Annotated in this window: 26 protein-coding genes and 2 tRNA genes; 17 read left to right on the plus strand and 11 right to left on the minus strand. The window is 67.7% G+C overall.

Going from position 1 to position 26,146, the window contains the following annotated elements; translation table 11 throughout:
- Positions 1 to 80: 80 nt before the first annotated feature.
- The 5 genes from U5809_RS12675 to pncB all read right to left on the minus strand — a co-directional run bounded on the left by U5809_RS12675 (position 81) and on the right by pncB (position 6,051).
- Positions 81 to 1,559 carry a DNA recombination protein RmuC gene (locus U5809_RS12675; protein WP_322086752.1) on the minus strand — a complete coding sequence of 493 codons (1,479 nt, stop codon included), beginning with the start codon at positions 1,557 to 1,559 and terminating at the stop codon, positions 81 to 83.
- A complete protein-coding gene (locus U5809_RS12680) occupies positions 1,556 to 2,545 on the minus strand; it encodes a D-glycerate dehydrogenase (RefSeq protein WP_322086753.1) in 990 nt (329 codons plus the stop codon). Before U5809_RS12680 ends, U5809_RS12675 begins: the two co-directional genes overlap by 4 nt.
- Positions 2,546 to 2,626: 81 nt before the next feature.
- A complete protein-coding gene (locus U5809_RS12685; RefSeq protein ID WP_322086754.1) occupies positions 2,627 to 4,057 on the minus strand; it encodes a sodium:proton antiporter in 1,431 nt (476 codons plus the stop codon).
- Between the two features lie 43 nt (positions 4,058 to 4,100).
- Positions 4,101 to 4,763: a lactate utilization protein C gene (locus tag U5809_RS12690; protein ID WP_322086755.1), complete on the minus strand. Its 663-nt coding sequence runs from the start codon at positions 4,761 to 4,763 to the stop codon at positions 4,101 to 4,103.
- 88 nt (positions 4,764 to 4,851) lie between these two features.
- Positions 4,852 to 6,051 (minus strand): nicotinate phosphoribosyltransferase, encoded by a 1,200-nt coding sequence (gene pncB, locus U5809_RS12695; protein WP_322086756.1) that lies wholly within the window; start codon positions 6,049 to 6,051, stop codon positions 4,852 to 4,854.
- Positions 6,052 to 6,340: 289 nt separating this feature from the next.
- On the opposite strand from pncB, the gene fdxA reads away from it, so the two are divergent.
- The 8 genes from fdxA to U5809_RS12735 all read left to right on the plus strand — a co-directional run bounded on the left by fdxA (position 6,341) and on the right by U5809_RS12735 (position 10,687).
- Entirely contained in the window at positions 6,341 to 6,664 is a 324-nt protein-coding gene (fdxA, locus tag U5809_RS12700; protein ID WP_059235411.1) for a ferredoxin FdxA, read from the plus strand.
- A 102-nt stretch (positions 6,665 to 6,766) separates the two neighbouring features.
- Positions 6,767 to 6,842 (plus strand) — tRNA-Asn (locus tag U5809_RS12705).
- Between the two features lie 71 nt (positions 6,843 to 6,913).
- Positions 6,914 to 6,989: transfer RNA gene (locus U5809_RS12710), tRNA-Asn, on the plus strand.
- Positions 6,990 to 7,116: 127 nt separating this feature from the next.
- On the plus strand, positions 7,117 to 7,602 hold the full coding sequence (locus tag U5809_RS12715; RefSeq protein WP_175843089.1) for a CreA family protein: 486 nt from the start codon (positions 7,117 to 7,119) through the stop codon (positions 7,600 to 7,602).
- A gap of 62 nt (positions 7,603 to 7,664) precedes the next feature.
- On the plus strand, positions 7,665 to 8,564 hold the full coding sequence (locus U5809_RS12720) for an AraC family transcriptional regulator (RefSeq protein WP_322086757.1): 900 nt from the start codon (positions 7,665 to 7,667) through the stop codon (positions 8,562 to 8,564).
- A gap of 87 nt (positions 8,565 to 8,651) precedes the next feature.
- Entirely contained in the window at positions 8,652 to 9,404 is a 753-nt protein-coding gene (locus U5809_RS12725) for an AzlC family ABC transporter permease (RefSeq protein WP_322086758.1), read from the plus strand.
- Entirely contained in the window at positions 9,401 to 9,739 is a 339-nt protein-coding gene (locus U5809_RS12730) for an AzlD domain-containing protein (protein WP_282507042.1), read from the plus strand. Before U5809_RS12725 ends, U5809_RS12730 begins: the two co-directional genes overlap by 4 nt.
- Before the next feature lie 162 nt (positions 9,740 to 9,901).
- Positions 9,902 to 10,687, plus strand: a complete 786-nt coding sequence (locus U5809_RS12735; RefSeq protein ID WP_282507041.1) for a DUF4088 family protein — start codon at positions 9,902 to 9,904, stop codon at positions 10,685 to 10,687.
- 128 nt (positions 10,688 to 10,815) lie between these two features.
- On the opposite strand, the gene U5809_RS12740 is transcribed toward U5809_RS12735, so the two are convergent.
- Positions 10,816 to 11,217: a hypothetical protein gene (locus U5809_RS12740; RefSeq protein ID WP_322086759.1), complete on the minus strand. Its 402-nt coding sequence runs from the start codon at positions 11,215 to 11,217 to the stop codon at positions 10,816 to 10,818.
- A 270-nt stretch (positions 11,218 to 11,487) separates the two neighbouring features.
- On the opposite strand from U5809_RS12740, the gene U5809_RS12745 reads away from it, so the two are divergent.
- The 3 genes from U5809_RS12745 (at position 11,488) to fumC (ending at position 14,782) form a co-directional block, all read left to right on the plus strand.
- The gene (locus U5809_RS12745) at positions 11,488 to 11,706 is read left to right on the plus strand and encodes an RNA-binding S4 domain-containing protein (protein WP_322086760.1); all 219 of its coding nucleotides are present in this window, start codon (positions 11,488 to 11,490) and stop codon (positions 11,704 to 11,706) included.
- A gap of 137 nt (positions 11,707 to 11,843) precedes the next feature.
- Positions 11,844 to 13,232 carry a multidrug efflux MATE transporter NorM gene (gene norM / locus U5809_RS12750; protein ID WP_322086761.1) on the plus strand — a complete coding sequence of 463 codons (1,389 nt, stop codon included), beginning with the start codon at positions 11,844 to 11,846 and terminating at the stop codon, positions 13,230 to 13,232.
- A gap of 155 nt (positions 13,233 to 13,387) precedes the next feature.
- Positions 13,388 to 14,782 (plus strand): class II fumarate hydratase, encoded by a 1,395-nt coding sequence (gene fumC / locus U5809_RS12755; protein WP_176046815.1) that lies wholly within the window; start codon positions 13,388 to 13,390, stop codon positions 14,780 to 14,782.
- A 46-nt stretch (positions 14,783 to 14,828) separates the two neighbouring features.
- On the opposite strand, the gene U5809_RS12760 is transcribed toward fumC, so the two are convergent.
- Positions 14,829 to 15,341 (minus strand): acyl-CoA thioesterase, encoded by a 513-nt coding sequence (locus U5809_RS12760; RefSeq protein ID WP_012328135.1) that lies wholly within the window; start codon positions 15,339 to 15,341, stop codon positions 14,829 to 14,831.
- Between the two features lie 128 nt (positions 15,342 to 15,469).
- Positions 15,470 to 15,592 carry a hypothetical protein gene (locus U5809_RS12765; RefSeq protein WP_322086786.1) on the minus strand — a complete coding sequence of 41 codons (123 nt, stop codon included), beginning with the start codon at positions 15,590 to 15,592 and terminating at the stop codon, positions 15,470 to 15,472.
- A gap of 204 nt (positions 15,593 to 15,796) precedes the next feature.
- Here U5809_RS12765 and U5809_RS12770 point away from each other — a divergent pair, with 204 nt between their 5' ends.
- Together U5809_RS12770 and U5809_RS12775 are read left to right on the plus strand one after the other, a co-directional pair.
- Positions 15,797 to 16,504: a helix-turn-helix transcriptional regulator gene (locus U5809_RS12770; protein ID WP_322086762.1), complete on the plus strand. Its 708-nt coding sequence runs from the start codon at positions 15,797 to 15,799 to the stop codon at positions 16,502 to 16,504.
- A gap of 150 nt (positions 16,505 to 16,654) precedes the next feature.
- The gene (locus tag U5809_RS12775; RefSeq protein ID WP_322086763.1) at positions 16,655 to 19,255 is read left to right on the plus strand and encodes a DUF6600 domain-containing protein; all 2,601 of its coding nucleotides are present in this window, start codon (positions 16,655 to 16,657) and stop codon (positions 19,253 to 19,255) included.
- 100 nt (positions 19,256 to 19,355) lie between these two features.
- On the opposite strand, the gene U5809_RS12780 is transcribed toward U5809_RS12775, so the two are convergent.
- Both U5809_RS12780 and U5809_RS12785 read right to left on the minus strand, forming a co-directional pair.
- Positions 19,356 to 20,327, minus strand: a complete 972-nt coding sequence (locus U5809_RS12780) for a thymidylate synthase (protein WP_322086764.1) — start codon at positions 20,325 to 20,327, stop codon at positions 19,356 to 19,358.
- Between the two features lie 41 nt (positions 20,328 to 20,368).
- Complete coding sequence (locus tag U5809_RS12785) at positions 20,369 to 21,766, minus strand: sigma-54 dependent transcriptional regulator (protein WP_322086765.1); 1,398 nt, start codon at positions 21,764 to 21,766, stop codon at positions 20,369 to 20,371.
- A gap of 612 nt (positions 21,767 to 22,378) precedes the next feature.
- On the opposite strand from U5809_RS12785, the gene U5809_RS12790 reads away from it, so the two are divergent.
- Together U5809_RS12790 and U5809_RS12795 are read left to right on the plus strand one after the other, a co-directional pair.
- Positions 22,379 to 22,597: a hypothetical protein gene (locus tag U5809_RS12790; RefSeq protein ID WP_415877942.1), complete on the plus strand. Its 219-nt coding sequence runs from the start codon at positions 22,379 to 22,381 to the stop codon at positions 22,595 to 22,597.
- Positions 22,598 to 22,859: 262 nt separating this feature from the next.
- Complete coding sequence (locus U5809_RS12795) at positions 22,860 to 23,360, plus strand: dihydrofolate reductase (RefSeq protein ID WP_322086767.1); 501 nt, start codon at positions 22,860 to 22,862, stop codon at positions 23,358 to 23,360.
- 91 nt (positions 23,361 to 23,451) lie between these two features.
- Here the strand turns inward: U5809_RS12795 and pmbA are convergent, their stop codons facing one another.
- Positions 23,452 to 24,822 carry a metalloprotease PmbA gene (pmbA, locus tag U5809_RS12800; RefSeq protein ID WP_322086768.1) on the minus strand — a complete coding sequence of 457 codons (1,371 nt, stop codon included), beginning with the start codon at positions 24,820 to 24,822 and terminating at the stop codon, positions 23,452 to 23,454.
- 127 nt (positions 24,823 to 24,949) lie between these two features.
- Here pmbA and yjgA point away from each other — a divergent pair, with 127 nt between their 5' ends.
- Both yjgA and mog read left to right on the plus strand, forming a co-directional pair.
- On the plus strand, positions 24,950 to 25,552 hold the full coding sequence (gene yjgA, locus U5809_RS12805) for a ribosome biogenesis factor YjgA (protein WP_322086769.1): 603 nt from the start codon (positions 24,950 to 24,952) through the stop codon (positions 25,550 to 25,552).
- Positions 25,536 to 26,144 (plus strand): molybdopterin adenylyltransferase, encoded by a 609-nt coding sequence (mog, locus tag U5809_RS12810; RefSeq protein ID WP_176046807.1) that lies wholly within the window; start codon positions 25,536 to 25,538, stop codon positions 26,142 to 26,144. Before yjgA ends, mog begins: the two co-directional genes overlap by 17 nt.
- The last annotated feature ends 2 nt before the right edge of the window (positions 26,145 to 26,146 follow it).

The raw sequence follows: 26,146 nt of genomic DNA on the forward strand, positions 1-26,146 counted from the left end.
GCGGCCGCACCGGCGATCGCTTCATGAAAAAACGGGCGCCGCGGCGCCCGTTTTCGTTCCGGCCGGAGCGGCCGCGCGCGTCACGCGTCGTCCGCATCGGCGCCGTCGCTACCTTCCGCGCCGAGCAGCCCGGCCGCCGCGTCACCCGGCAGCGCCTCGACCTGCTTCAGCTTGCGGCTCATCACGCGCGTACGCTGCTCGGCGGACTCGATCGAGCGCGTGACCGTTTCGAGTTGCGCCTTCGTGCGCGCGAGCACGTCGCCGAACTTGCCGAATTCCGTTTTTACCGCGCCGAGCACCTGCCACACCTCGCTCGAGCGCTGCTCGATCGCGAGCGTGCGGAACCCCATCTGCAGGCTGTTCAGCAGCGCGGTGAGCGTCGTCGGCCCCGCGACCGTCACACGATAGTCGCGCTGCAGCAGGTCGGTCAGCCCCGGGCGGCGCAGGATCTCCGCATAGAGCCCCTCGGTCGGCAGGAACAGCAGCGCGAAATCGGTCGTATGCGGCGGCGCGACGTATTTCTCGGCAATCGTGCGCGCCTCCAGCCGCACGCGCGTTTCGAGTGCGCGGGCCGCTTCCTCGACCGCCGGCGCATCGGCACGCTCCTGCGCATCGATCAGCCGCTCGTAGTCTTCGCGCGGGAATTTCGCGTCGATCGGCAACCACACCGGCGGCGCGTCGCGCGTGCCCGCATCGCGCCCCGGCAACCGGATCGCGAACTCGACGCGCTCCGTGCTCTTCGGCACCGTCGCGACGTTCTTCGCGTACTGTTCGGGCGTCAGCATCTGCTCGAGCAGTGCCTCGAGCTGGACTTCACCCCAGGTGCCGCGCGTCTTCACGTTGGTCAGCACTTTCTTCAGATCGCCGACGCCGGCCGCGAGCGTCTGCATCTCGCCGAGCCCGCGATGGACCTGCTCGAGCCGGTCCGACACGAGCTTGAACGATTCGCCGAGACGCTGCTCGAGCGTCGCGTGCAGTTTCTCGTCGACGGTGCGGCGCATCTCCTCGAGCTTCGCCGCGTTATTGGTCTCGATTTCCTTCAGCCGCTGTTCGAGCGTCGCACGTACCTCGCCGATCCGGCGGTCGTTCGACTCGGTCAGTTGCGTGAGCTGCCGGTTCAACGTGTCGCCGAACAGCCGGAGCGCGCCGGTCTGCTCTTCGCGCGCCTGCTGCGCCTGGCGCTGCACGCTCTCGCGCATCGCGTCGAACTGCTGCGCATTGCCGGCGACGAGCTTGCCGAGCTGCTGCGCGAAGCCCTCGATCTGGCTGTTCTGCACGGTCGCCACGCTCGTCAGCTGTGCGGCGAGCGTCTGCTGAAGCTGCGCGAAGCTGCCGGCCAGCTCGGTGCGCGAGCCGCGCGCGTTCTCGACGATCTCGCCGCGCAATTCGCGTTCGAGCCGCTCGACCGCGCGCGCCTGCGCATGCGCGGCGTCCTCGATCTGGTCGCCGAGTACGGCCGTATCGTCGTGGCGGCCACCGCCGCGCACGAGCGCGACGATCGCCACCGCGAGCGCGACGGCCAGTACGACAACCGCCGCAAGCAACAACGTCATCGTCATGCGCGCGGCTTCCCGATCACGTCAGGGTTGATCGGATTCGCCGGCTGCCCGGCGCGCGGCCCCTCGCCCAGTGCGGCGATCAGGTTGTCGGCGGCAAGGTTCGCCATCGCGCGGCGCGTCTTTTCGGTCGCACTCGCGATATGCGGCGTCAGCACGACGTTCGGCACCTCGAGCAGCGCCGGATGCACGGCCGGCTCGCCTTCGTACACGTCGAGGCCGGCCGCGGCGATCGTCCCGTCGCGCAGCGCGGCGGCCAGCGCCGCGTCGTCGACGATCCCGCCGCGCGCGATGTTGGTGAGCGTCGCGGTGGGTTTCATCTTCGCGAGTTCGGCCGCACCGATCGTGTGATGGTTCTCCTTCGTATACGGCAGCACGAGCACGATGTGATCGGCACGCGCGAGCAGCGCATCCTTCGACACGTACTCGGCACTCAGCTCGGCCTCGATCTCGGGCGCGACCCGCGAACGGTTGTGATAGATCACCTGCATCCCGAAGCCGCGTGCGCGGCGCGCGAGCGCCTGGCCGATGCGGCCCATCCCGATGACACCCAGCGTCGAGCCGTAAATGTCGGAGCCGAGGAAACCGTCGTACGCCCACTTCTGCCAGTGACCAGCACGCAGCCAGTGCTCGGATTCGGCGATCCGGCGCGCGGCGGCCATCATCAGCGCCCAGCCGAAATCGGCGGTCGACTCGTTCAGCACGTCGGGCGTGTTGGTGCCGAGCACGTTCGCCGCATTGAACGCGGCCATGTCGAAGTTGTTGTAGCCGACCGCCATGTTCGCCACGACCCGCAAGCGCGGGGCCGCCGCGAGCGCCGCCGCGCCGACCGGGTCGCCAGCCGTCAGCGCGCCGTCCTTGTCGGCGAGACGCGCGGCGAGCGCATCGGGCGCGAGCGCGTCGCCGTTGTTCCAGTCGACTTCGAAATACTGCTCGAGCCGTTCGATCACGTCCGGAAAGATCGGACGCGCGACCAGGATCTTCTGCATCGCCATCTCCGTATGCCGCGCGCCGATCGCGGTGCGCGCCGCGCCGCCGGGATCGCCCGCGCTGGGTTGAAAGTCGTCAGGTTACGCCGGGAAGAAGATCAGCGACGTCAGCAGGAACACGGGGACCAGTATCACGAGTGCCCAGCCGAGGTACGCGAAGAAGCTCGGCATCTTCACGCCGCGCGACTCCGCGATCGCCTTCACCATGAAGTTCGGCGCGTTGCCGATATAGCTGTTCGCGCCCATGAACACCGCGCCCGCGGAAATCGCGGCGAGCGTCGATGCGCCCGTCGTCATCAGCGCCTGCGCGTCGCCGCCCGCGAGGTTGAAGAACACCAGATAGGTCGGCGCGTTGTCGAGGAACGACGACAGGATGCCCGTCGCCCAGAAGTACATCGCGTCGATCGGCTTGCCGTCCGGCCCCGTGACGAGATGGACGATCTGCGCGAACGCGCCGTCCGCGCCCGCGCGCAGGATCACGATCACTGGCGCGATCGTCACGAAGATTCCGGCAAACAGCTTCGCGACTTCCTCGATCGGCGCCCAGTTGAATGCATTGCCCTCGCGCGCGGAACGGGGGGTGAGCGCGAGCGACGCGAGCGTCACGCCCACGAGCGCGACGTCGCGCACGAGATTCTGCAGCGCCACGTGCGTGCCCCACACGTCGAACGTGATGCCCGGCTTCCAGATGCCGCTCATCAGCACGAGCGCGATCACGGCCGCGAGCAGCACGAAGTTGATCTTGCCGTCGATCGACAGCGTCGCGCCGTCGGGTGTCGGGTCGAGCGCAGCCGGCCGCTCCTCGCCGCCCTTCCGGTAGAAGTACGTATCGAGCACGAAGAACAGCGCCAGCAGCACGACGCAGATGAACAGCATCGGCAGCGCGAGATGGGTGGTAGTCCAGAAGAAGCTCACGCCGTTCAGGAAGCCGAGGAACAGCGGCGGATCACCGAGCGGCGACAGCGAGCCGCCCGCGTTCGCGACGAGGAAGATGAAGAAGATCACGACGTGCACGACATGCTTGCGATTGTCGTTCGCGCGCAGGAGCGGCCGGATCAGCAGCATCGCGGCACCCGTCGTACCCATCACGCTCGCGAGCAGCGTGCCGAGCGCGAGGATCGCGGTATTCAGCTTCGGCGAGCCGTGCAGGTTGCCGTTCACGCAGATGCCGCCCGCGACCGTATAGAGCGCGGTGAGCAGCACGATGAACGGAATGTATTCCTCGAGCAGCGCATGCACGAGCGTGCCGAACGCGGTGCCCGCACCGAACGCGAACGCGAACGGAATCAGGAACACGACCGCCCAGCCGGCCGCGATCTTGCCGAAGTGGTGATGCCAGAACACGGGCGCGACGAGCGGGAACAGTGCGATCGACAGCAGGATACCGGCGAACGGGATGCCCCAGAGTGCGGACAGCGTGGCACCGTCGAGCGTGGCGGCCGATGCGAGCGCGGGAGCCGCGCCAAGCGCGATTCCCGACGCCATGCCCGCCCAGGCGGCATGTCGTTTCATGCAGAACTTCCTTGTTTGAGTGGTAGTGGATGCAGCAGGCGCGTCATGCGCCCCGTACGACGATCACGTGCACGCGGTACGGGCCGTGCGCGCCCAGGACGATGGTCTGCTCGATGTCGCCCGTGCGCGACGGGCCCGACACGAAATTGACCGCACGCGGCAATTCGCCGCGCTCCGCACGGATCAGCGCGAACGCGTCTTCATGCCCGGCGACGATCCGCGAAGCCGGTACGATCGCAATGTGCGTTTCCGGCAGCAGGCCGGCCGAAGCATAGGTGTCCGGGCCCGACAGCAACACCAGCGACCCCGTTTCGGCGGTCGCGCAAAAGCAGCCGGTGAGGCCGACGAGATCGCCGTCGCGCGGCTTGCGGCACTCGACCGACAGGCCGGCGCCGGCCCAGTCGAGATCGGCCAGCGTGCGCCACGCGACGGCCTGCGTCGGCAGGCCATGAGCGGAAAGATAGCGGGCGGCGGCGGCGGGCGCGTCGGCCAGCGTCGCGACTTCGTCGACCGTGGTCGACAGGCGCGCGGCTTCGTCGACGAACGCGGCGACGAGGTCGGCCGGCGCCGGCGGGCGCGGGCCCTGCGGATGCTGCGCGAGATAGTCGGCGACGCCGTCGCGCTCCGCTGCATCGGGTTCGGCCGCGCGCCCCTGCGCCGCGCGGATGCGCGCGAGGATCTGGCGACGGGCAGCGGAAGTGTCCATGAACGGTCCTCGTGACGTTGGCGTGCAATACCGTCGGATTATACCGGCCGCCCCTGCCGCCACGCACCTTCGGCCGAACGGCCGGCGCTCACTTCGACGCGTCTTCCTCGACCGGCTGCGCGATGCCGAACACCTGGCGCAGGTACGCGAGATACGCCTTGTCGTCGCACATGCTCTTGCCCGGCGAATCCGACAGCTTCGCGACCGGCTGGCCGTTGCAGCGGACCATCTTGATCACGATCTGCAGCGGCACGTAGCCGAGATCGTTGGTGAGGTTCGTGCCGACGCCGAACGCGAGCTTGCAGCGGCCGCGGAACCGTTCGTACAACTGCATGACCTTCGGGATATCGAGCGCGTCAGAGAACACGAGCACCTTGGTGCGCGGGTCGCAGCGGTTCGCCTCGTAGTGGCGCAGCATCCGCTCGCCCCATTCGAACGGATCGCCCGAATCGTGGCGCGCGCCGTCGAACAGCTTGCAGAAGTACATGTCGAAGTCGTTCAGGAACGCATCCATCCCGTAGACGTCCGACAGCGCGATCCCGAGGTCGCCGCGGTATTCCTTCGCCCACATCTCGAACCCGTAGATCTGCGAATCGCGCAGCCGCGGGCCGAGCGCCTGGCACGCCTGCAGGTACTCGTGCGCCATCGTGCCGAGCGGCGTGATGTCGTGCTTCATCGCGTACAGCACGTTGCTCGTGCCCGCGAACTGCGGACCGAGCCCGTCGCGCAGCGTGAGCGCGACTTCCTCGTGCCAGACCTTCGAGAAGCGCCGGCGCGTACCGTAGTCGGCGATCTTGCAGTCGGCGAACTCGGGCTTCGCGCCGAGCAGCTTGATCTTCTCGCGCAGCCGCTCGCGGCCCTCGCGATAGTCGGGCTCGCGCTGCGTGTTGCGGAAATAGACTTCATTGACGATCGCGAGCACCGGGATCTCGAACAGGATCGTGTGCAGCCACGGCCCCTCGATCACGATGTCGATCTCGCCGCCGCCCTTCGGCGAAGGCGTGATCGAGATGTACTTCTCGTTCAGGTGGAACAGCGCGAGGAAGTCGACGAAATCGCTCTTGATGAAGCGCATCCGCCGCAGGTAGTCGAGTTCGACGTCCGAAAAGCGCAGCGCGCACAGGCCGCGCACCTCGTCGCGGATCTCGTCGATGTACGGCACGAGATCGACGCCCGGCGTGCGGCACCGGAAACGGTATTCGACGCTTGCGGCGGGGAAGTGATGCAGGACGACCTGCATCATCGTGAACTTGTAGAGATCCGTGTCGAGCAGCGAAGTGATGATCATAATTACGGCACCGCCAATATCGTGACAGGGCCCCGGCGCACCGCGCGCCGCCCGGTCTGTCGGCCATGTTACCCGAATGCGGGCCCGACCATCGCGAAACCGCCTGCCGCCCTGCTCCCGTCGCGCCGGCGCGCGATGCGCAGGGTCCCGTCTTGCCCACCCCATAAACTAATCACGAAACGATATAAGCCGGATAGCCGACCACGCCATGCGGGTTTTGCGCTTCAGTTACAATGCCGCTTTTGGCGCAAACGCCACCCCATATATACCGCCAAGCAGGAGCGTTTTAATGACTCACGTTGTGACCGAAGGCTGCATCAAGTGCAAATACACGGACTGCGTGGATGTGTGCCCGGTGGATTGCTTCCGTGAAGGTCCCAACTTTCTCGCCATCGATCCGGACGAGTGCATCGACTGCGCCGTGTGCGTCGCCGAGTGCCCGACCAATGCGATCTATGCCGAAGAAGACGTTCCGGGCGACCAGCAGCAGTTCACCGAGCTGAATGCCGAGCTGGCAAAGGGCTGGCCGTCGATCACGAAGACCAAGCCGGCACCGGCCGACGCGGACGAGTGGAAGGACGTGCAGGAGAAGCTGCACCTGCTCGAGCGCTGATCGCGCGGCGGCCGCAAAATTTTTTTGTGGATCGTGGCCCAAAAGTATTGACAGGTTAGCGCCCACTCCATACAATCTCGTTTCTCTGCTGTTGTTGTTTGTTCCCCGATAGCTCAGTCGGTAGAGCGCCGGACTGTTAATCCGTAGGTCCCTGGTTCGAGCCCAGGTCGGGGAGCCAAAAACACAAAGGCCCGTTGAAAGTGGACGGGTTTTTTGTTGGAACAAACACACGCAGATGTACCGATTTATTCCCCGATAGCTCAGTCGGTAGAGCGCCGGACTGTTAATCCGTAGGTCCCTGGTTCGAGCCCAGGTCGGGGAGCCAGACAGCGAAAGGCCCGTCATTCGACGGGCCTTTTGTTTTTCCGGCCGCCCTCCCGCTTTTCCGCCTTTCGTCGCCCGCTCACGCGCATGCTAGAGTCTCTGTCCCGCATTCGCCTCCGGTTCCGTCGATGAAGCATCGCCTCCTCCGCTCCGCCCCGTTCGCCCTCCTGTTTTCCGCATTCGCCGCGGCACCGCTCGCGCACGCGGAGGAAGTCGGCAGCGTCAACACCCATTTCCGCGTCACGGGCTCCGATCGCGTGGTCGTCGAAGCGTATGACGATCCGGTCGTGAACGGCGTGACTTGCTACGTATCCCGCGCGCGCACCGGCGGGATCAAGGGCACGCTCGGCGTCGCCGAGGATCCGAGCGAAGCGTCGATCGCCTGCCGGCAGGTCGGCCCGATCAGCTTCAAGGAACCGCTCAAGCAGCAGACCGACGTGTTCAGCGAGCGCATGTCGTTCATCTTCAAGACGCTGCACGTCGTGCGCGTGGTCGACAAGAAGCGCAACACGATCGTCTACCTGACCTACAGCGACCGCATCGTCAGCGGCAGCCCGAAGAACGCGGTCACCGCGGTACCGATGCCCGCCGGCACGACGATTCCGGTCAAGTAACGCGCACACCGGCCGGGCGCGCGAGCGATACACTGTCGGTTCGACCGCTCCCGCGCCCGATCATGTCCGCCCCTCGCCTTCCCGACGCCGCACGCTACTGGCGCACGCCGCTGCTGCCGGAGGCGGATCTCGTCACGGCGACCTATCGCGACCACACGTTCGCGCCGCACTGGCACGACGCGTACACGATCCCCGTGATTCTCGAAGGCGCGGAACGCTTCACCTATCGTGGCAACGGCTATGTCGCCGAAACGGGCACCGTGCCCGTGATCAATCCCGGTGAAGTGCATACGGGCTCGCGCGCGGCCGACGAAGGCTGGTGCTATCGCGTCAGCTACATGCCGGTCGAATTCATCCGCGAACTCACGAGCGCGATCGCCGGCCGCCCGCAGGATGCGCCGTGGTTTGCCCCCGACGTGATTCGCGATGCCGATCTCGCGGCCCGGCTCACGCTGGCGCACCGGATGATGGAAGCCGGCAGCGAGCGCGCGCTGTCGTCGAATGCGCACGGGCAGCCGGCCGGCGATACGGCGATCGACGCACCGCGCATCTACGATCCGCTCGCCGCCGAAACGGCGATGCTCGACGCGCTGTCGACGCTGATCGTGCGCCATGCCGACGCGCTGCCGCGACCGGCGCTGCTCGCGGCGGACGAACCGCGCGTCGATGCGATGCGCGAGCGGCTCGCGGCCGATCTCATGTGCGCGGTGACGCTCGACGACATCGCGCAGGCGGCCGGCCTGTCGCCGTTTCACGCGGCGCGCCTGTTCACGCGCACAACCGGCATGCCGCCGCATGCGTGGCGCAACCAACTGCGGCTGCAGCGCGCGCTGGCGCCGCTGCGCGCGGGCGTGCCCGTCGCCGACGTCGCGGCGGCCAGCGGCTTCGTCGACCAGAGCCACTTCACGCGCCATTTCAAACGGATGTTCGGCGTGCCGCCCGGGCGCTGGCAGGCGAGCTGACGCGGCCGCCTCCGATTCCGCCAGCGCAAGAACATACAAGCCGGCCCGCCACCGGCCCGCTATCCTCCCATCCATGGAGGAAACCCTTTGAACCCGACATCCGCATCGCCCCCTCGCCGCCCGCTCAACGAATGGCTCGACGGCGCGCGCGACACGATTCCGATGATGATCGGCGCCGCGCCGTTCGGCGTGATTTTCGGCACGCTCGTCGGCGGCGGCCCGCTCGCCGCATGGCATGGCGCGCTGATGTCGCTCGCGGTATTCGCGGGCTCCGCGCAGTTCATCGCGCTCGGCCTGATCGCCGGCAGCGCGAGCTTCGTCGTCGTGCTCGCGACCACGCTGATCGTGAATCTGCGCCACCTGCTGTACAGCGCGACGCTCGCACCCTATGTCGCACACCTGCCGCTGCGCTGGCGCGCGACGCTCGGCGCGCTGATGACCGACGAGGTGTTCGCGGTCGCCTATGCGCACTACCGGCACTTCGCGCCCGGTACGATCGGCCCCCACTACTTCTTCGGCTCCGGGCTCGCGATGTACCTGAACTGGCAGGTCTGGACACTCGCGGGCATCGGCTTCGGCGCCGCGTTCCCGGGCCTGCAGTCGCTCGGCCTCGATTTCGCGATGGCGGCCACCTTCATCGCGATCGTCGTCCCGCAACTCGGCACGCTGCGCTACTTCGCGGCGGCCGCGACGGCCGGCACGCTCGCGTACCTCTGGCAGGGCTGGCCGTACAAGCTCGGGCTGCTCGGCGCGGTCGCCGCGGGCGTCGCGATCGGCGTCGCGCTCACGCTGCTGCACGAACGCACGCGCGCCGGCTCGCGCACGGAGGCCGCATCGTGAACTACGCGCTCCTGATCCTCGGAATGGCCGTCATCACGTACGCGATCCGCTCGACGCTGTTCCTGTTCGGCGAACGGCTGACCTTCCCGCCGCTCGTGCGGACCGCGCTCGGCTTCGTTCCCGTCACCGTGCTGACGGCGATCATCGTGCCGATGACCGTCTCCCCGCACGGCGGCACGGCCGAGCTGACCTGGCGCAATCCGCAGCTCGTCGGCGCGCTCGCCGCCGTGCTGGTGTCGGCGGCAACCCGTCGCCCGCTCGTGACGATCGCCGCGGGGCTCGCGGTGTTCTTCTTCTGGCAAGGGGTCGTGATCCCGCACTGGCTGCCCGCCTGAGCGGACGCTCTACCCACGCGCGCTCAAGTTTTCGCCCGGCGCGCCGATATAGGGAATGAAGACCCGCCACCGGCCTCTGCGCGCACCGGTCAGTCGACACTGTGCCCGCTCCGGTGCGCCGTGCCGGCCGTCGGCTTGCGCGGGCCGCCATCGAGACGATTCATGGGCCAGATCACCCTTTCCCTCAAGGACGACACGCTCGAGTCCCTGCGCAAGGACTACGACGCGTTCGTGCGCGTGTCGCTGAAACTCGACCCGCAGTTCGCGACGCCGTCGTTCGAGGATTTCCTGCGCGCCAAGCTGCTCGACAACATGGTCCCGCTGACCGAACACGCGGTGCAGCGGATGCTGCAGGGCGGCCAGTACGCGTGGGCCAAGCGCACGCTCGACAAGGAATTTCCGGACGTCGTCGCGATCCTGATGCGACAGGCCGGCGAATTCGGCTTCGGCTTCGCGTCGCGCTCCGAATGGACCCCCGACGAACTCGCGAAAGCGTGTCGCGACTGGGCGAAGGCGATCGTCGCCGAAGCGCAGGGCGACCCGTCGCTGATCGACCCGCTCGCGTCGCAGATCAAGGGCGCGGCGCAGGACATCCAGACGCTCGAGGAACTGATGCAGACGCCCGCGTGGCGGCTCGCCGAATCGTTGCGCCAGCGCATTTACGAGGCCAAGCTCGCGTGCGAGATGAGCGTCGGCAGCACCGCGCGCGACAAGCTCGGCGAACTGCGCGGGCTGCTGCGGCTCGGGCTCGCGCACGGCTCGTTCCAGAAGCAGGAAGCGCAGCAGATCATGGAATACCTGCGGCTGCTCAAGCCGGAGATCTTCGTCGAGGAACCGTACGACGTCTTCGCGCGGCTTGCCGCGTGGCTGCGCAGCGTGTTCACGCCGGCCGCCGTGCGACCGGCGCAGGGACAACCGGGACAGGGGCAAGGACCGCGCCGGCCCTGACCGCGCACCCATCCCGCAGAAAGCATGAACCCATGAAAACGGCCCGATTCGCACGCAGCGGACCGGGCCGTCATACTGTCGCCGGCGCGACGCCCGGGGGGCGAGCGTCACGCGGCGTCAGGCACCGCTTACTGCGTGGCGCCCTGGGCCGATGCACCGCCTTCCGCGCCGACCGATGCGCCGCCTTCGGTCGCTTCGCCGGCCTTCGCCTTGGCTGCGCCGACATGGCCCTTGGCCGACTTCGCGGCATGCTTCGTGTGCTTCTTGGCCGAATGGACGGCCGACGTCGCCGAATCCTTCGCGCCGTCGGCTGCCGCGCCGACCGCATCGGTTGCACCGCCGACCGCGTTGCCCGACGCGTTCGCGCCGGCACTGCCCTGCACGCCTGCGCCGACGCCTGCCGCCGGAGTCTGCGCCTGCACGCCGGCACCGGCCGCACCCTGCACCGCCGTGCCCGTCTGGGCAAATGCGGCCGAAGTGGCGAACGCCGTCAGCGCGGCACCGATCAGCATCGTACGAATCTTGGACATGGCAATTCTCCTCAATGAGTTGTGAGCCCGGACCGCAGCGATGCGGCCCGTGGCGCCACCTGCCGCAACACGCAGCAGGTACGACAAAAGACCCGCGGCGCACCCGGCCGGTTCTCGAATCTCTCAGACTGTTACCCACCGTTTCATTTGCTGACGAATCGCTCACAGTCCTTAACAACTGCATGGCGCGGCGGCCCGCGCTCGCGTGCCGGCCCGCGGTGCCGTATGATGCGGAGCGTTTCCTCCCGCGCCTTGCGCACCTTCTTCGTCATGCCCAACCTGGATTTCACGCTGACCGGCGAATACGTCGAGCTGCACAACCTTCTCAAGATCACCGGCCTCGCGGACAGCGGTGGCACCGCGAAGCTGATCGTCGCGTCCGGCGCGGTGAAAGTCGACGGCGCGGTCGAGCTGCGCAAGACCTGCAAGATCCGCGCAGGCCAGGTCGTGCTGCTCGGCGACACGCGCATTGCGGTGCGCGAGGGCTAGCACCCGCGTCGTTCCCCCTGCCTGCGACATGGCCATCGGCGCACGCGTTCGACACGGTTTGAATAAAGCCGTAAGCTGAGCGTCTCTCAAAATAAATACATAGAGCGCGGGCTCGCACCCGCGCGAGCGCCCATTCCATGTCGCATTCCGGTCTTACGCGGACGGTCGCCGCGCCGCCGTCGCTATCCAGTCACGCCGCCGATACCGCACGCCTCGCCGCGCCGCTCGCGATCGCGCAACTTTCGCAGATGGCGATGAGCGTCACCGACACGGTGCTGCTCGGTTCGCTCGGCCCCGATTCGCTCGCAGCGGGCGGACTCGGCGCTAACTTCTTCTTCGTCATCGTGACCGTGCTGCAAGGCGTGCTGTCGTCGGTGAGCGTCAGCGTCGCGCACGCGCGCGGCGCCAAAGCCGACGAGCGCGTACCGCACATCTACTGGACCGGCTTCGCGCTGTCCGTGCTGCTCGCAATTCCGGCCATCATCGCGCTGTCGCTGTCCGAACCGATCCTGCTGATGTTCCACGAGCCGCCATTGCTCGCGCATCACGTCGGCGAATACACGGGCATCCTGCGCTTCGCCGCGCTCGGCAGCCTGATCGGCGTCGGGTTGATGCGTGCATTCCTGCCGGCGATCGGCGCGGCGCGGCGGCTGCTGTGGGTGTCGATCGGCGGCGTCGGCGTCAACGGCGTGCTCAACTACGGGCTTATCCACGGCGCGTTCGGGCTGCCGCGCCTCGGCTTCCTCGGTTCGGCGGTCGCAACGACGATCACGATCTGGCTTACCGCGCTCGCACTGATCTGGCTGCTGCACGGCCGGCAACGCTTCCGTCATTTCGTCACCGCCGCGCGCCCGAAGCTGCCCATGATGGGCGAACTGATCGGCATCGGCTGGCCGGTGGCGATCACGTACGGGGTCGAGTCGACGCTGTTCCTCGCAACCGGCCTGACCATCGGCGTGCTCGGTGCGACATCGCTGGCCGCGCACCAGATCGCGCTGAACGTCGCGTCGGTGGCGTTCATGGTGCCGCTCGCGATCGGCCAGGCCGCCAACGTGCGGGTCGGCTACTGGGTCGGCGCAGGGGCGCCCGTCGCCGCGCGGCATGCGGGCTTCGTCGCACTCGGGCTCGGTGTCGCGTTCATGACGCTGTCGGGCATCGTGCTGATCGTCGCGCCGCATGCGATCGTCGGCCTGTACCTGAACCTCGACGATCCGTCGAACGCGGCCACCGTGTCGCTTGCCGCGTCGCTGCTCGGCATCGCCGCGGTGTTCCAGATCGTCGACGGCGCGCAGACCGTCGCGTCGGGCGCGTTGCGCGGCCTGAAGGACACGCGCATCCCGATGCTCGCGGCGACCCTCGGCTACTGGGGCATCGGTTTTCCGACCGGCTACTGGTTCGCGTTCCACGTAGGCCTCGGTGCCCGGGGCCTCTGGTGGGGCCTCGCGGCCGGCCTTGCCAGCGTGGCCGTGCTGATGGCGTGGCGCTTTCATCTGAAGAGCGCGTCGCTCGTGACGTCGCCGCGCTGAGCGCGACACGACGCGAATTCCCGGCCGGCGCTATGCTTGTGGGCTGAACACCTGGAGACGCCGCGCGAGCGGCGCGACTGCCTCACGATACGCCCGATTACGTCTGATGCCGCGCGACGACGCGCGGCCTTTCCCCTTTCCAGGAGGAGTGCATCATGAACGAAGCAGTTCGGATGGAACGCGATACGTTCGGCGAGATCGCCGTACCGGCCGACCGGCTCTGGGGCGCCCAGACCGAGCGCTCGCTGCAGAATTTCCGGATCTCGACCGAGAAGCAGTCGCCCGAGCTGATCCACGCGCTCGCGATCGTCAAGCGTGCGGCGGCAGCCGTGAACCAGTCGCTCGGCGTGCTCGCCGACGACAAGGCGCGCGCGATCATCGACGCGGCCGACGAGATCATCGCCGGCAAGCATCCGCGCGAATTCCCGCTCGCCGTGTGGCAGACGGGCTCCGGCACGCAGACCAACATGAACCTCAACGAGGTGATCGCGAATCGCGCGAGCGAGCTGATGGGCGGCGAGCGCGGCGAAGCGCGCAAGGTTCATCCGAACGACGACGTGAACCGCGGCCAGTCGTCGAACGACGTGTTCCCGACCGCGATGCACGTCGCGGCGGCCTACGCGATCGTCAACCACCTGCTGCCGGCGTTGCGCACGCTGCGCGCGACGCTCGACGCGAAGTCGAAGGCCTTTGCCGACATCGTGAAGATCGGCCGCACGCACCTGCAGGACGCCACCCCGCTCACGCTCGGCCAGGAGTTTTCCGGCTACGTCGCGCAGCTCGACCAAAGCATCCGTCACGTCGAATCGGCGCTGCCGCACCTGTACGAACTCGCGCTCGGCGGCACCGCGGTCGGCACCGGGCTGAATGCGCATCCTGAGTTCGCGGTGCGCGTCGCCGACGAAATCGGCCGGCTCGCGAAGCTGCCGTTCGTGACGGCGCCGAGCAAGTTCGAGGTGATGGCGGCCGCCGACGCGCTGGTGTTCGCGCACGGCGCGCTGAAGACGGTCGCGGCCGGACTGATGAAGATCGCGAACGACGTCCGCTGGCTCGCGAGCGGCCCGCGCTGCGGGCTCGGCGAACTGTCGATTCCGGAGAACGAGCCGGGCAGCTCGATCATGCCGGGCAAGGTGAACCCGACGCAGTCGGAAGCCGTGACGATGCTGTGCTGCCAGGTGTTCGGCAACGACGTCGCGGTCAACGTCGGCGGTGCGAGCGGCAATTTCGAGCTGAACGTGTTCCGGCCGATGATCGCGCACAACGTGCTGCAGTCGGTGCGGCTGCTCGCCGACGGCGCGCAGAGCTTCAACGATCACTGCGCGGTGGGCATCGAGCCGAACCGTTCACGGATCGACATGTTGCTGAACGAATCGCTGATGCTCGTGACGGCGCTCAATCCGCACATCGGCTACGACAAGTCCGCGCAGATTGCAAAGAAGGCGCACAAGGAAGGCACGACGCTGAAGGCGGCCGCGCTCGCGCTCGGCTATCTGACCGAGGCGGAATTCGATGCGTGGGTACGCCCCGAGCAGATGATCGGGACGCGGTAAAGGCAGGACGGCGGGCGCGGCGCGTCGAGCGCGGCGCCCGTCGCGGTCAGACCGCGCCCTTCGCGACTTCTTCCGGTTTCATCTCGACGATCTTGTCGAGCGCGGCACGCACGTCGGCCGCATATTTCGCGAGCACCTTCTGCTCGTCGGTCTCGGGCACGAACGGCGGCACCGGCACCGGGTTGCCGTTCTCGTCGACCGCGACGAACACGACGAGACAATCGGTCGTCTGGCGCAGCACGCCGCCCTTCGGATCCCCTGCGTGCACCGACACATGGATGTGCATGCTGGTGCGGCCCGTCGCCACGACGCGCGCTTTCAGCTCGACCAGATTGCCGACCAGGATCGGACGCTGGAAACGGATGTTGCCGACGCTGACCGTCACGCAATAGCGGCTCGACCAGACGGCCGCGCACGCATACGCGACCTCGTCGATCCACTTCATCAGCGCGCCGCCATGCACCTTGCCGCCGAAGTTCACGGACGAAGGCTCGGCGAGGAAGCGGAATACGGTTTCAGTGCGGTCGAGGGCGGCCGGCACGGGGGACGGTTGGGACATCTTTTGGCTCCAGGCGGCAGGGGCGCTGTAATCGGGCCATTATACGTTGCGCTGCGGCAACGCGTCGCGGCAAGCCCCGTATGACGCGGCTGCGGCGGCCATACCGGAAGGCCACGGATCGGCGCCGGTCAGCGGCGCACCGTGATGCCCTGGTCGATCGTCCCGTACATCTCGATACTGCCGCCCTGCCCGCCGGTGGCGCCCGCGCCACCCTGCGCACAGGCCGCGCAGACGAGCGCGGCGGCCAACATACAGAAAATCGTCTTCATCATTGCGTCGAGTCACATGCGGCGGCCCGCTGCCGCCGCGTCCGGCCATTCTACGCGTGCGCCGCAGCGAGCCGCAGTCGCGCCTGCCGACGGGACGCCGCCGCATCCGACATTTCATCCGGATGCGAAACATCGAATGCCCGCACCCACTACACTGAAACTCATCCCGCCTGACGAGAGACGACGATGACCGATCAAGACGACCACCACTTTCCGGGCCTGAGCCGCATCGGCGCACTGATCGCCGACCCCGGGCGTGCCGCGATGCTGTGGGTGCTGATGGACGGCAGCGCACGACCGGCCGGCGAACTGACGATGATCGCGGGGCTGTCGCCGTCCGCGGCAAGCGCGCACCTCGCGCGGCTGACCGAAGGCGGCCTGCTCGCGCTCGACGTGCGCGGGAGGCACCGCTACTACCGCATCGCGTCGGCCGACATCGCGGCGTCGCTCGAAGCGCTCGCCAACGTCGCCCGCGCGGCCGCGCCGCACCGCCCGGTTCCGCCGCCGACGCGCACGGTACCGGCCGAACTGCGCTACGCGCGCACCTGCTACGACCACATGGCCGGCGAACTTGCCGTCCGCATTTTCGACGGGCTCACCGCGCGCGGCTGGCTGCTCGCGGACGGCGACGCGATCGAGACCACCGAGCTCGGCACGCAGGCGCTTGCGCAATGGGGCGTCGACGTCGCACAGCAACGCACGCGCCGGCGGCGCTTCGCCTGCGGCTGCCTCGACTGGAGCGAGCGGCGCTCGCATCTCGGTGGCGCGCTCGGCGCGGCGCTGCTCGAGAGCTTCTGTGCGAACGGCTGGATCGAGCGTTCCGCGCGACCGCGCGTGCTGCGCGTGACCGTGCCCGGCCAGCAGGTTTTCGACGGGTGGCTTACGTCCGCTTGACGCCTGGATTGCGTCTGCACGACAACGGCGCGCGATGGACAGGTTTTGTTACATCGCGTGCCATTCGACTTACAAAACGTGGGGCATTGAAACAGGCCAAGCGGATATTGTGAACTCATCGGCACGAATCGACGCGCCGCGATAACGACGATGACGCTCACCATGGCCACCCTGTTCACGCTCAAGCGAACCGCCCGCTACACGTTGCTCGCGTTCGCCGCGCTTGCGGCACTGCCGCCCGCATTCGCACAATCGGCCGATGCGCCGCCGCACGCGGCCGCCTCCCGGCAACCGGGAGGCGACCCGCCCGGCCGCGTCGCGCGGCTCAACTACCTGTCGGGCGCCGTGACGACCGAACCGGCCGGCACCGATACGTGGTCGTACGCGGCGGTGAACCGGCCGCTGACGACCGGCGACCAGCTCTGGAACGATGCCGGCGCACGCTCGGAGCTGCACATCGGCTCGACCGCGGTGCGGCTCGGCGATTCGACGAGCCTGTCGGTGCTGAATCTCGACGACACGACGACGCAGCTGAAGGTCGGCCTCGGCACCGTATCGACGCACGTGCGCGATCTGCCGCATGGCGGATCGTACGAAATCGACACGCCGAACCTCGCGCTCGGCATCACCGGCCCCGGCGACTATCGCGTCGATGTCGCGCCGAACGGTGCGAGCACGACGGTCACGATGCGCAACGGCAGCGCGACCGTCTACGGCAGCAACGGGCAGTATCCGCTGTCGCCCGGGCAGCAGGTCGTGTTCACGGGCACCGACCTGCAGGTCGCGCAGCAATCGGCGGCGCCGGGCCCCGACCCGCTCGACCAGTGGGCCGCCAGCCGCGACGCGGCCGAGGAGCGCTCGGTATCGGCCCGCTATGTGTCCCGCGACGTTCCCGGCTACCAGGATCTCGACGCGAACGGCACGTGGCGTGAAACGCCGAACTACGGCTCGGTCTGGGTACCGAACGACACGCCGGCCGACTGGGCGCCGTATCACGACGGCCACTGGATCTGGCAGGCACCGTGGGGCTGGACGTGGGTCGACGATGCGCCGTGGGGCTTCGCGCCGTATCACTACGGCCGCTGGGCGTACGTGGACGACAGCTGGGCATGGGTGCCCGGCCCGATGGTCGTCAGCCAGCCGCCGGTCTATGCGCCGGCACTCGTCGCGTTCGTCGGCGGTGGCGGCGGTCCCGACTGGAGCGTCGCGCTCACGGTCGGCGGCGTCGCCGCGGCCGGCTGCGCATGGTTCGCGCTCGGCCCCGGCGAACCCTGGCACCCGGGCTGGGGTGGCTGGAGCCCGCACTACTACGACCGCGTGAACCGCAACGTCGTGGTGAACAACGTCAACGTGAACGTGAACAAGACCGTGAACGTGACGAACATCACCAGTATCACCAACATCAACAAGACGTACGTGAACTTCCGTGCGCCGCACGCGATCACGGCCGTGCCGGCCTCCGCGTTCGTACATGGCCAGCCGGTCGCGCACTTTTCGCAGCACGTCGATCCGCAGCAATGGCGCAACGCGCACGTCACGCCGGGCACGCCCGGCATCGCGCCGGTGCGCCAGAGCTTTACCGGCGGGCTGCGCAATGCCAGCTACCGTCCGCCCGCGGTGGTCGCGCAGCATCCGTACGTCGCGACGCGCAACCCTGCGGTGCCAGCCGCCTATCGCGACCAGGCAGCCGCCCATCTGGCCCGGCAAGGCGGGCGCGTGCCGGGCGCCGGCGCGCCGGTCGTGAAGACGAGCGTGCCGGCCGATTACCGGGCCCGCCCGGTGCGCGTGCCGGGTAACCCGAGCGGCGGCGCGTGGGCGATGCACAACGTGCAGCTCGTGAATCCGCACGGCCCCGTCGTGCAGCCGTCACGCGCGCCGCGCGAAGGCCAGCCGCCCGCCGTGCAGGCCGGACGGACGGGTGCGCCGGGTACGCCGATGCCGGGCATGCCGAATGCCGGACGGCCGACGAATGGCGAACCGCCCAATGCACCGCATTTCGCCAACGGCGGCATGCCACAGGCGCCCGGCAACGCGACGCCGCATCAGGCCTTCGGGCCCGGCAACGGTGTCCCGCATCCGCCAGTCGCAAGCAACACGCCGCCGGGCATCGGCAGCGCACACGCAGCCGAGACGCCGTCGCCCGCGTGGATGCAGCCTCACACGCCGATGGAGCGCCAGCGCTCCGCCCCGCCGACCGCGCTTCACGCGGCGGGCCAGAATGCACTGCCGCCCGTGCGCAGCGCGGCGGTGCCGCATCCGGAAGGCGTACTGACGCCGCAAGGCATGCAGCCCGGCGGTCGGAACGAGGTGCCGCGTGCGCTGCCGCAACCGAGGATCGACAACACGGCGCAGATTGCGCAACCGCGACCGCGCCCCGATTTCCAGACGCCGGCCCAGCACGCGCAGCGGCAACCGGAACGGGCCACCCCGACGCCGCAACCGCGCCCCGAATTCGCGCAACCGGCGCCGCACCGCGACATCGCGCCGCCGCGCGTGAACGAGTACCGGCCGCCGGCGCCCGCCGTGCACGACATGCCGCGCCCGCAGCCGCAGGCGCCGCGCATGGAGCCGCGGCCCCAACCCGCGCCTCGCATGGAACCGCGTCCGCAGCCGGCGCCTCGCATGGAACCGCGCCCGTCGATGCCCGCCCCGCGCATGGAACCGCGGCCGCAACCGGCACCGCACGTCGAGGCGCCGCGCCCGAGCAGCCCGCCGCCGCAAGGCGGTCACGAAGAGCGGCATCGCCAGTAAGTGCCGCAAACGTGAAACAAAAAGCCCGACCGGTTTCAGCCGGTCGGGCCTTTTTCCGCGGGGCGCGGATCGATGAGACCGCGCGACCCGTACCGTGCGCTCAGACCGCCATCGGCGCAGTCAGCGGCTCATGGTGACGATAGCCGACCAGCGAGAAATCGGACGGCTCGATCTTCTCCAGCCATTCGGGCGCATAAACGCACGTCTTCGCGTATTCAGGCACCCGCTCGGCAATCTCGAGCCGCGGGCTTTCGTACGGCTCGCGCGTGAGCTGCTGCTGCAGCATGTCGAGCTGGTTCTCGTAGATGTGCGCGTCGCCGATGAAGTACGTGAACCAGCGCGGCGTATAGCCCGTCAGCCGGCCAACGAGCGCCAGCAGCGCGGCCCCTTCCGTCAGGTTGAACGGCGTGCCGAGGCCGACGTCGTTGCTGCGGATGTACAGGCACAGCGAGATTTCGCGCTTGGTCGCGTTCGGCAGGAACTGGTACAGCAGGTGGCACGCGGGCAGCGCGATCTGGTCGAGCACGGCCGGATTCCACGCGTGAAACAGGATGCGACGGTCGGACGGGTTCTCCATGATCGTGTCCAGGCACTGGCGCAGCTGGTCGATCGCCTTGTACAGCAGCACCTTCGGCGCGCCGTCTTCGTCGAAACGCGTGACGATCCGGAAGCCGCGGCGCGTCGCGTCGGCGATCTGCGCGTCGGCGCCCGCGTCGAGCACCTTGTAGCCCGGCCACTGGCGCCATTGCACGCCGTACACGTCGCCGAGATCGTCGACGCCCTGGCGATACGGGTTCGCAAGCCACTGCGCGTTCTCGTTCGCGTTCGCATCCCACACCTTGCAACCGAGCGCGCGGAAATCGGCCGCGCTGCGCGACGCGCGCAGGAAGCCGACCAGTTCGCCGATCGCCGACTTGAACGCGAGCTTCTTGGTCGTCACGGCCGGAAAGCCTTGCTGCAGGTCGAAGCGGAGCATCGCGCCCGGCATGCTGATGGTGCGGATCCCCGTGCGGTTCTCCTGCCAGGCACCGGTATCGAGAATGGTACGAACGAGATCGAGATACTGTTTCATGCGGGTTCCTTCGGCCGCGAGGGCGGCCGTACCCGCCAATTTTAGCAAGCGTGGTGAGGAAGCTCCGGCAACGGCGCCGAAAACCCTGCCAGCGTGTCGCCGCGATCGCGCATCCCGTGTGCGCACATCAGCCGGTAGAGCGTCACACGCGACACACCGAGCTCACGCGCGGCATCCGCGAAACGGCCACGGTGGCGCAGCAGCGCCTGCTCGATCGCCTGCCGCTCGGCCGCCTCCCGCGCCTCCAGCAGCGACACGGGCGCAAGCGTCGCGAAGTCGTTCAGTTCGAGATCGGCCGCGGTGATCATCCGGCCCTCCGACATCACGATCGCGCGGCGCACGCGATTGATCAGCTCGCGCACGTTGCCCGGCCACGAATAGCCGTACAGCGACGCGACCGCGTCAGGCGAAAAACCGCGCAGGCGGCGATGTGCATCGCCCTTGAAACGCTCGAGCATGTGGCGCGCCAGCACCTCGATGTCCTTGCCGCGCGCGCGCAGCGGCGGCTCCTCGATCTTCAGCACGCACAAGCGATGGTACAGGTCCTCGCGGAACCGCCCTTCGCGCAACGCCACTTCCATGTCGACGTGCGTCGCGCAGATCACGCGCACATCGACGGGCACCGACACGTGCGCGCCGAGCCGCTCGATCTTGCCTTCCTGCAGGAAGCGCAACAGGCTTGCCTGGCTTTCCAGCGGCAGATCGCCGATCTCGTCGAGAAACAGCGTACCGCCGTTGGCGGCCTCGACGCGGCCGATCTTGCGCTGGTTCGCACCGGTGAACGCGCCACGCTCATAGCCGAACAGTTCGGCCTGCAGCAGCGTCGACGGAATCGCCCCGCAATTGATCGCGATGAACGGTGCCTGCGCGCGCGACGACCGCTCGTGAATCGCAACCGCCGTCAGTTCCTTGCCGGTACCCGATTCGCCGGAGATGAACACCGGTGCGTCGGTCGCCGCGACGCGGCGGATCGTCCTGAAGAGCCCGAGCATCGCATCGCAGGTACCGACCATCTCGCCTTCGCTGCGCCCGGCGCCGACGGGCGGCGCAACGGGTTCGGTCAACGCGACCATGCCGTGCGCATGACCGACGGTCTCGACGATCCGCGACGTCTCGTACGGCATCGTCACATAGTCGAAGCAATAGTCGCGAATGAGATGGCGCAACGTCGCGTCCTGCAACTGGCCGCGACGCGTCGCGGCGATCCAGCCGATATGCTGGATGCTCAGGCAGGATTCGAGTTCGCGCAGGTCCGAGGGCTTGAAGCCCGGCGAGAAATCGAGCAGGCCGGCGGTTGCCACACCGTGCTGCACGACGCGCCGTACATCACGTACGGTCTCCGCGAGATCGACGCGCCAGCCGCATTCGTCGAAATGGCCGCGCAACGCGTCGTTCGGTTCGCGCGAATAGTAGATCACGTGCCGCTGATCGGCTCCCATATGCTCACCCCGTTCATCAACCGTCTAACGATTGCCGCGCACGTCAGGTCTCGTGCGAAAAGGATCGAATCGGGTCAGCCAGAGGTGGCTCGATTCGCCATGCCGATGCTCGGCAACGACAAAGCCTCGCATGATGGCGCTTATCTTGCGTCCAGTTATATTTTGGTCAAGACAGCTTAGTTATAGGCACCGAATACGACAAACCCGTTTCAGCGCCGACGGCGATGCGGCCCGATCGCTCAGGAGGTCGATGCAAGTCAATCATCTGCACATAGCACATGCGCAGCGAAGTGTTCGTTCATCAACACACGGGCCGATTTTCATCCTTGAAGCGTATCGATTGAATCCGCAGTATTCCCAAGCCCCCTCGTTTCAGGCCTGAAACATTTTCAGGCCTTTTCGGCCACAATTCGCAACGCTTGAGCGCGAATCGCTGTCGCGACAACGGTCCCGGCACGGTGGCATGCATTTCGCTGAATACGTAAACGATCGGAGACAGCGACCATGCGCAAACATCTTTTACTTTCTTTCGTGCCGATAGCGTTTGCGCTCTCGGCCGCGGGCCCGCCAGCACCGGCCCGCGCGGATGAAATCGCAAAACCGGATCGCGCGATGCTGCTGGCCGAAAACGCACCGAGCCTGCAGCACGGCAACGGTTTCGGGATCGTGACCGTGTCGGCACCGCAACCGCTGCCAACCGGCAAGGCAACCGTCACGCTGTGGGACGAGATCCCGCCACCGCCCCAACTGCCGATGCCGCTTCCGATACCGCAACCCGGCGACGTGCAGCACGCAATGGAAGGCAACGCGCAGAGCAATACGCGCCAGTGAGCGTGAGCCGGCCCACTCAATAAGTACTACGCATTGATTTGACGATTCGAACAAGCCGGCCGGCACCGATCCGTGCCGGCATCGCCGCTCCCGCAACACGAAAAGGTTTTGTGCTCCGTCCCCCGGCGGGCACTCTTTTTATTCGGTTCGTCGCCGCGACGCAATGCCTCGAGCGTCGCGGCGCGCAGCACGCGAAAGCGCGATGCGCGCCGCCGTTCCGGTAGAATCGGCGCCATTCCGGTTTTCCTCTTCCCCGACCTTCATGACGACGTTGACCCTGATCGTCGCGCGTGCCCGCAACGGCATCATCGGCCGCGACAACCAGTTGCCCTGGAAACTTCCCGAGGATCTCGCGTTCTTCAAGCGCACGACGATGGGCGCGCCGATCGTGATGGGCCGCAAGACCCACGAATCGATCGGCCGGCCGCTGCCCGGCCGCCGCAATATCGTCGTCACGCGCGACGCAGCGCGGCGCTTCGACGGCTGCGACACGGTCACGTCGCTCGCCGATGCGCTGGCGCTCGCCGCGCACGACGGCGTGCCCGAGGCATTCCTGATCGGCGGCGCGCAACTCTATGCGGAAGGCCTGACGCTCGCCGACAAGCTGGTCGTCACCGAGATCGATGCCGACTTCGACGGCGATGCGTCGTTCCCCGCACCCGACGCCGCACACTGGCAGGAAGTGTCGCGCGATGCGCACCAGGCTGCCGCGCCGAACACGTTCGGCTATGCGTTCGTCGTCTACGCGCGCAAGCGCGGCTGACGCGCTTCGCAGTCACGCACGATGAAAAAAGCCCGACCGGCGTGCGCCGGTCGGGCTTTTTCGTTGGATCGCGGCTGACGCCGCGCGTCGCTTACTGCCCTGCGATCGTCATCTGCTCGATCAGCACCGAGCCCGTTTCCTTCGTGCCGCGCACGATCGAATCGGCACCGATCGCGACGATGTGCCGGAACATTTCCTGCAGCGTGCTCGCGACGGTGATTTCCTCGACCGGATACTGGATCACACCGTTCTCCACCCAGAAACCTGCCGCGCCGCGCGAATAGTCGCCCGTCACGTAGTTCACGCCCTGCCCCATCAGCTCGGTCAGCAGCAGGCCCGTGCCGAGCTTCTTCAGCATTGCTTCGAAGTCGTCTCCCGCCTGCGTGTTCGAGCTGCGCAGCGCGAGGTTGTGCGACCCGCCCGCGTTACCGGTGGTCTGCGTGCCGAGCTTGCGCGCCGAATAGGTCGACAGGAAGTAGCCTTCGACGACACCGTCCTTCACGACGCTGCGCGCGCGCGTACGCACGCCTTCCTCGTCGAACGGTGCGCTGCCCATCGCGCGCGGTACGTGCGGATCCTCGACGACCTGGATGTGCGGTGCGAACACCGGCTTGCCGAGGCTGTCGACGAGGAACGACGTCTTGCGGTACAGCGCGCCGCCGCTCACGGCCTGCACGAATGCGCCGAGCAGGCCGGCCGCGAGCGGCGCCTCGAACAGCACGGGCACCTTGCGGGTGTCGAGACGGCGTGCGCCCATCCGCGCGAGTGCGCGCTCGGCCGCGTAACGGCCGACCGCTTCGGGTGCCGCGAGATCGATCGCGCTGCGCTTCGACGAATACCAGTCGTCGCGCTGCATGTGACGGCCGCTGCCCGCGATCGGCGCGCAGGCGATGTAGTGGCGCGAGTACGGGTAGCCGGACAGGAAGCCGCGCGACGTCGCAAGCACGAACTGCGAATGCTGCGCCGACACGCTCGCGCCTTCCGAATTGCGGATCTGCGGGCTGACCGCGAATGCGGCATCTTCCGAACGGCGGGCCAGCTCGACGGCCTCGTCGGCCGTCAGCGCCCACGGGTGGTACAGATCGAGGTCGCGCGGGTCGGTTTCGAGCAGTTCGGCCTCGGCGAGGCCGGCTGCTTCATCCTCGGCCGTGAAGCGCGCGATGTTGTACGCGGCGGCGACGGTATCCTTGATCGCGGCCGGCGAGAAATCGGACGTGCTCGCGTTGCCGCGCTTCTTGCCGATGAACACGGTCACGCCGACCATCTTGTCGCGGTTGTGCTCGATCGTTTCGACTTCACCGCGGCGAACCGACACCGACAGGCCGTCGCCTTCGGAGATTTCGGTCGCGGCGTCCGACGCGCCGAGTGCCTTCGCATGGCGAAGGATGTCCGACGCGATTTCTTTGAGCTGGTCCTGCGTGTGCGGGAAATAGCGCGCTTGTACGTCGAGATTGGCTGCCATCGTCTTGGTATCCGGTGGCGGGCGGGCGCCCGCATGGTCAAAATGTTGCGTATCCCGCGATCATAGCAAGGTCCGGGGCCGGACACAGACAAGCTTGGGGTGTCCCCGCCGCGATACAATGCCGCCCATGACACGCAAAACCCGAATCCAGCCGATCGAGCATGCCGTCGAAGACGACGACAACGGCTACGATCGCCCCAGCAAATCCCAGTTGAAGCGCGAGATGCACGAGTTGCAGGTGCTCGGCCAGGCGCTCGTCGATCTGCCGAAAGACGCCCTCAAGCGCATGCCGATGCCCGAAAGCCTTTCGGACGCCGTCCGTGAGGCACGCCGGATCACCGATCACGAAGGCAAGCGCCGCCAGCTCCAGTACGTCGGCCGCGTGATGCGCTCGCTGACCGACGACGAAACGGCCGCGCTGCGCACCGCACTCGACGCGCAACGTGGCGTGAACAAGGCCGCGACGGCCCGCCTGCACTGGATCGAGCGCACGCGCGACCAGTTGCTCGCCAGCGACGACGCGCTGACCGAATTCCTGCGCCAGCACCCGGACGCAGACATCCAGGAAGGCCGCACGCTGATCCGCAACGCCCGCAAGGAAGCGCAGCAAGGCAAGCCGCCGCGCTATTTCCGCGAGTTGTTCCAGTGGATCAAGACCTCGAGCGGCAGGCCCGATGCAGGTGACGACGCGCCGGACGACACCGAAGACGACCATGACGACGAAGCGTAATCACCCGGACGAGCTGATCGTCGGCCTCGTGTCGATCAGCGACCGCGCGAGCACGGGTGTCTACGAAGACAAGGGCATTCCGGCCCTGCAGGAATGGCTCGCCGGTACGCTGGTCTCGCCGTGGCGCGCCGAAACGCGCCTGATCCAGGACGATGCGCCCACGATCTCCGCCACGCTTGCCGAGCTCGTCGACGTCGCGGGGTGCGACCTCGTGCTGACGACCGGCGGCACCGGCCCCGCGCGCCGTGACGTGACGCCCGAGGCCACGCTGGCAGTGGCGACGAAGGAAATGCCGGGATTCGGCGAGCAGATGCGGCAGATCAGCCTGAATTTCGTGCCGACCGCGATCCTGTCGCGGCAGGTCGCGGTGATCCGCGAGACGGCCGACCATGCGGCGCTGATCATCAACCTGCCCGGTCAGCCGAAGTCGATCCGGGAGACGCTCGAAGGGCTGCGCGATGCCGACGGCAAGTCGACCGTGCCCGGCATCTTCGCCGCGGTGCCCTACTGCATCGACCTGATCGGCGGCCCGTACATCGAGACCGACGCCGCGGTGGTCGCGGCGTTCCGGCCGAAAAGCGCGCGGCGCTGAGC

Origin of the sequence: Burkholderia sp. BCC1999, assembly GCF_905339975.1 — a bacterium.
Taxonomy (GTDB): Bacteria; Pseudomonadota; Gammaproteobacteria; order Burkholderiales; family Burkholderiaceae; genus Burkholderia.

Bases quoted from the DNA above. Each gene is read 5' to 3' on its own strand.
- U5809_RS12675 (WP_322086752.1), bottom strand. From the start codon at position 1,559: ATGACGATGACGTTGTTGCTTGCGGCGGTTGTCGTACTGGCCGTCGCG.
- U5809_RS12680 (WP_322086753.1), bottom strand. From the start codon at position 2,545: ATGCAGAAGATCCTGGTCGCGCGTCCGATCTTTCCGGACGTGATCGAA.
- U5809_RS12685 (WP_322086754.1), bottom strand. From the start codon at position 4,057: ATGAAACGACATGCCGCCTGGGCGGGCATGGCGTCGGGAATCGCGCTT.
- U5809_RS12690 (WP_322086755.1), bottom strand. From the start codon at position 4,763: ATGGACACTTCCGCTGCCCGTCGCCAGATCCTCGCGCGCATCCGCGCG.
- pncB (WP_322086756.1), bottom strand. From the start codon at position 6,051: ATGATCATCACTTCGCTGCTCGACACGGATCTCTACAAGTTCACGATG.
- fdxA (WP_059235411.1), top strand. From the start codon at position 6,341: ATGACTCACGTTGTGACCGAAGGCTGCATCAAGTGCAAATACACGGAC.
- U5809_RS12715 (WP_175843089.1), top strand. From the start codon at position 7,117: ATGAAGCATCGCCTCCTCCGCTCCGCCCCGTTCGCCCTCCTGTTTTCC.
- U5809_RS12720 (WP_322086757.1), top strand. From the start codon at position 7,665: ATGTCCGCCCCTCGCCTTCCCGACGCCGCACGCTACTGGCGCACGCCG.
- U5809_RS12735 (WP_282507041.1), top strand. From the start codon at position 9,902: ATGGGCCAGATCACCCTTTCCCTCAAGGACGACACGCTCGAGTCCCTG.
- U5809_RS12740 (WP_322086759.1), bottom strand. From the start codon at position 11,217: ATGTCCAAGATTCGTACGATGCTGATCGGTGCCGCGCTGACGGCGTTC.
- U5809_RS12745 (WP_322086760.1), top strand. From the start codon at position 11,488: ATGCCCAACCTGGATTTCACGCTGACCGGCGAATACGTCGAGCTGCAC.
- norM (WP_322086761.1), top strand. From the start codon at position 11,844: ATGTCGCATTCCGGTCTTACGCGGACGGTCGCCGCGCCGCCGTCGCTA.
- fumC (WP_176046815.1), top strand. From the start codon at position 13,388: ATGAACGAAGCAGTTCGGATGGAACGCGATACGTTCGGCGAGATCGCC.
- U5809_RS12760 (WP_012328135.1), bottom strand. From the start codon at position 15,341: ATGTCCCAACCGTCCCCCGTGCCGGCCGCCCTCGACCGCACTGAAACC.
- U5809_RS12765 (WP_322086786.1), bottom strand. From the start codon at position 15,592: ATGTTGGCCGCCGCGCTCGTCTGCGCGGCCTGTGCGCAGGGTGGCGCG.
- U5809_RS12770 (WP_322086762.1), top strand. From the start codon at position 15,797: ATGACCGATCAAGACGACCACCACTTTCCGGGCCTGAGCCGCATCGGC.
- U5809_RS12775 (WP_322086763.1), top strand. From the start codon at position 16,655: ATGACGCTCACCATGGCCACCCTGTTCACGCTCAAGCGAACCGCCCGC.
- U5809_RS12780 (WP_322086764.1), bottom strand. From the start codon at position 20,327: ATGAAACAGTATCTCGATCTCGTTCGTACCATTCTCGATACCGGTGCC.
- U5809_RS12785 (WP_322086765.1), bottom strand. From the start codon at position 21,766: ATGGGAGCCGATCAGCGGCACGTGATCTACTATTCGCGCGAACCGAAC.
- U5809_RS12790 (WP_415877942.1), top strand. From the start codon at position 22,379: ATGCTGCTGGCCGAAAACGCACCGAGCCTGCAGCACGGCAACGGTTTC.
- U5809_RS12795 (WP_322086767.1), top strand. From the start codon at position 22,860: ATGACGACGTTGACCCTGATCGTCGCGCGTGCCCGCAACGGCATCATC.
- pmbA (WP_322086768.1), bottom strand. From the start codon at position 24,822: ATGGCAGCCAATCTCGACGTACAAGCGCGCTATTTCCCGCACACGCAG.
- yjgA (WP_322086769.1), top strand. From the start codon at position 24,950: ATGACACGCAAAACCCGAATCCAGCCGATCGAGCATGCCGTCGAAGAC.
- mog (WP_176046807.1), top strand. From the start codon at position 25,536: ATGACGACGAAGCGTAATCACCCGGACGAGCTGATCGTCGGCCTCGTG.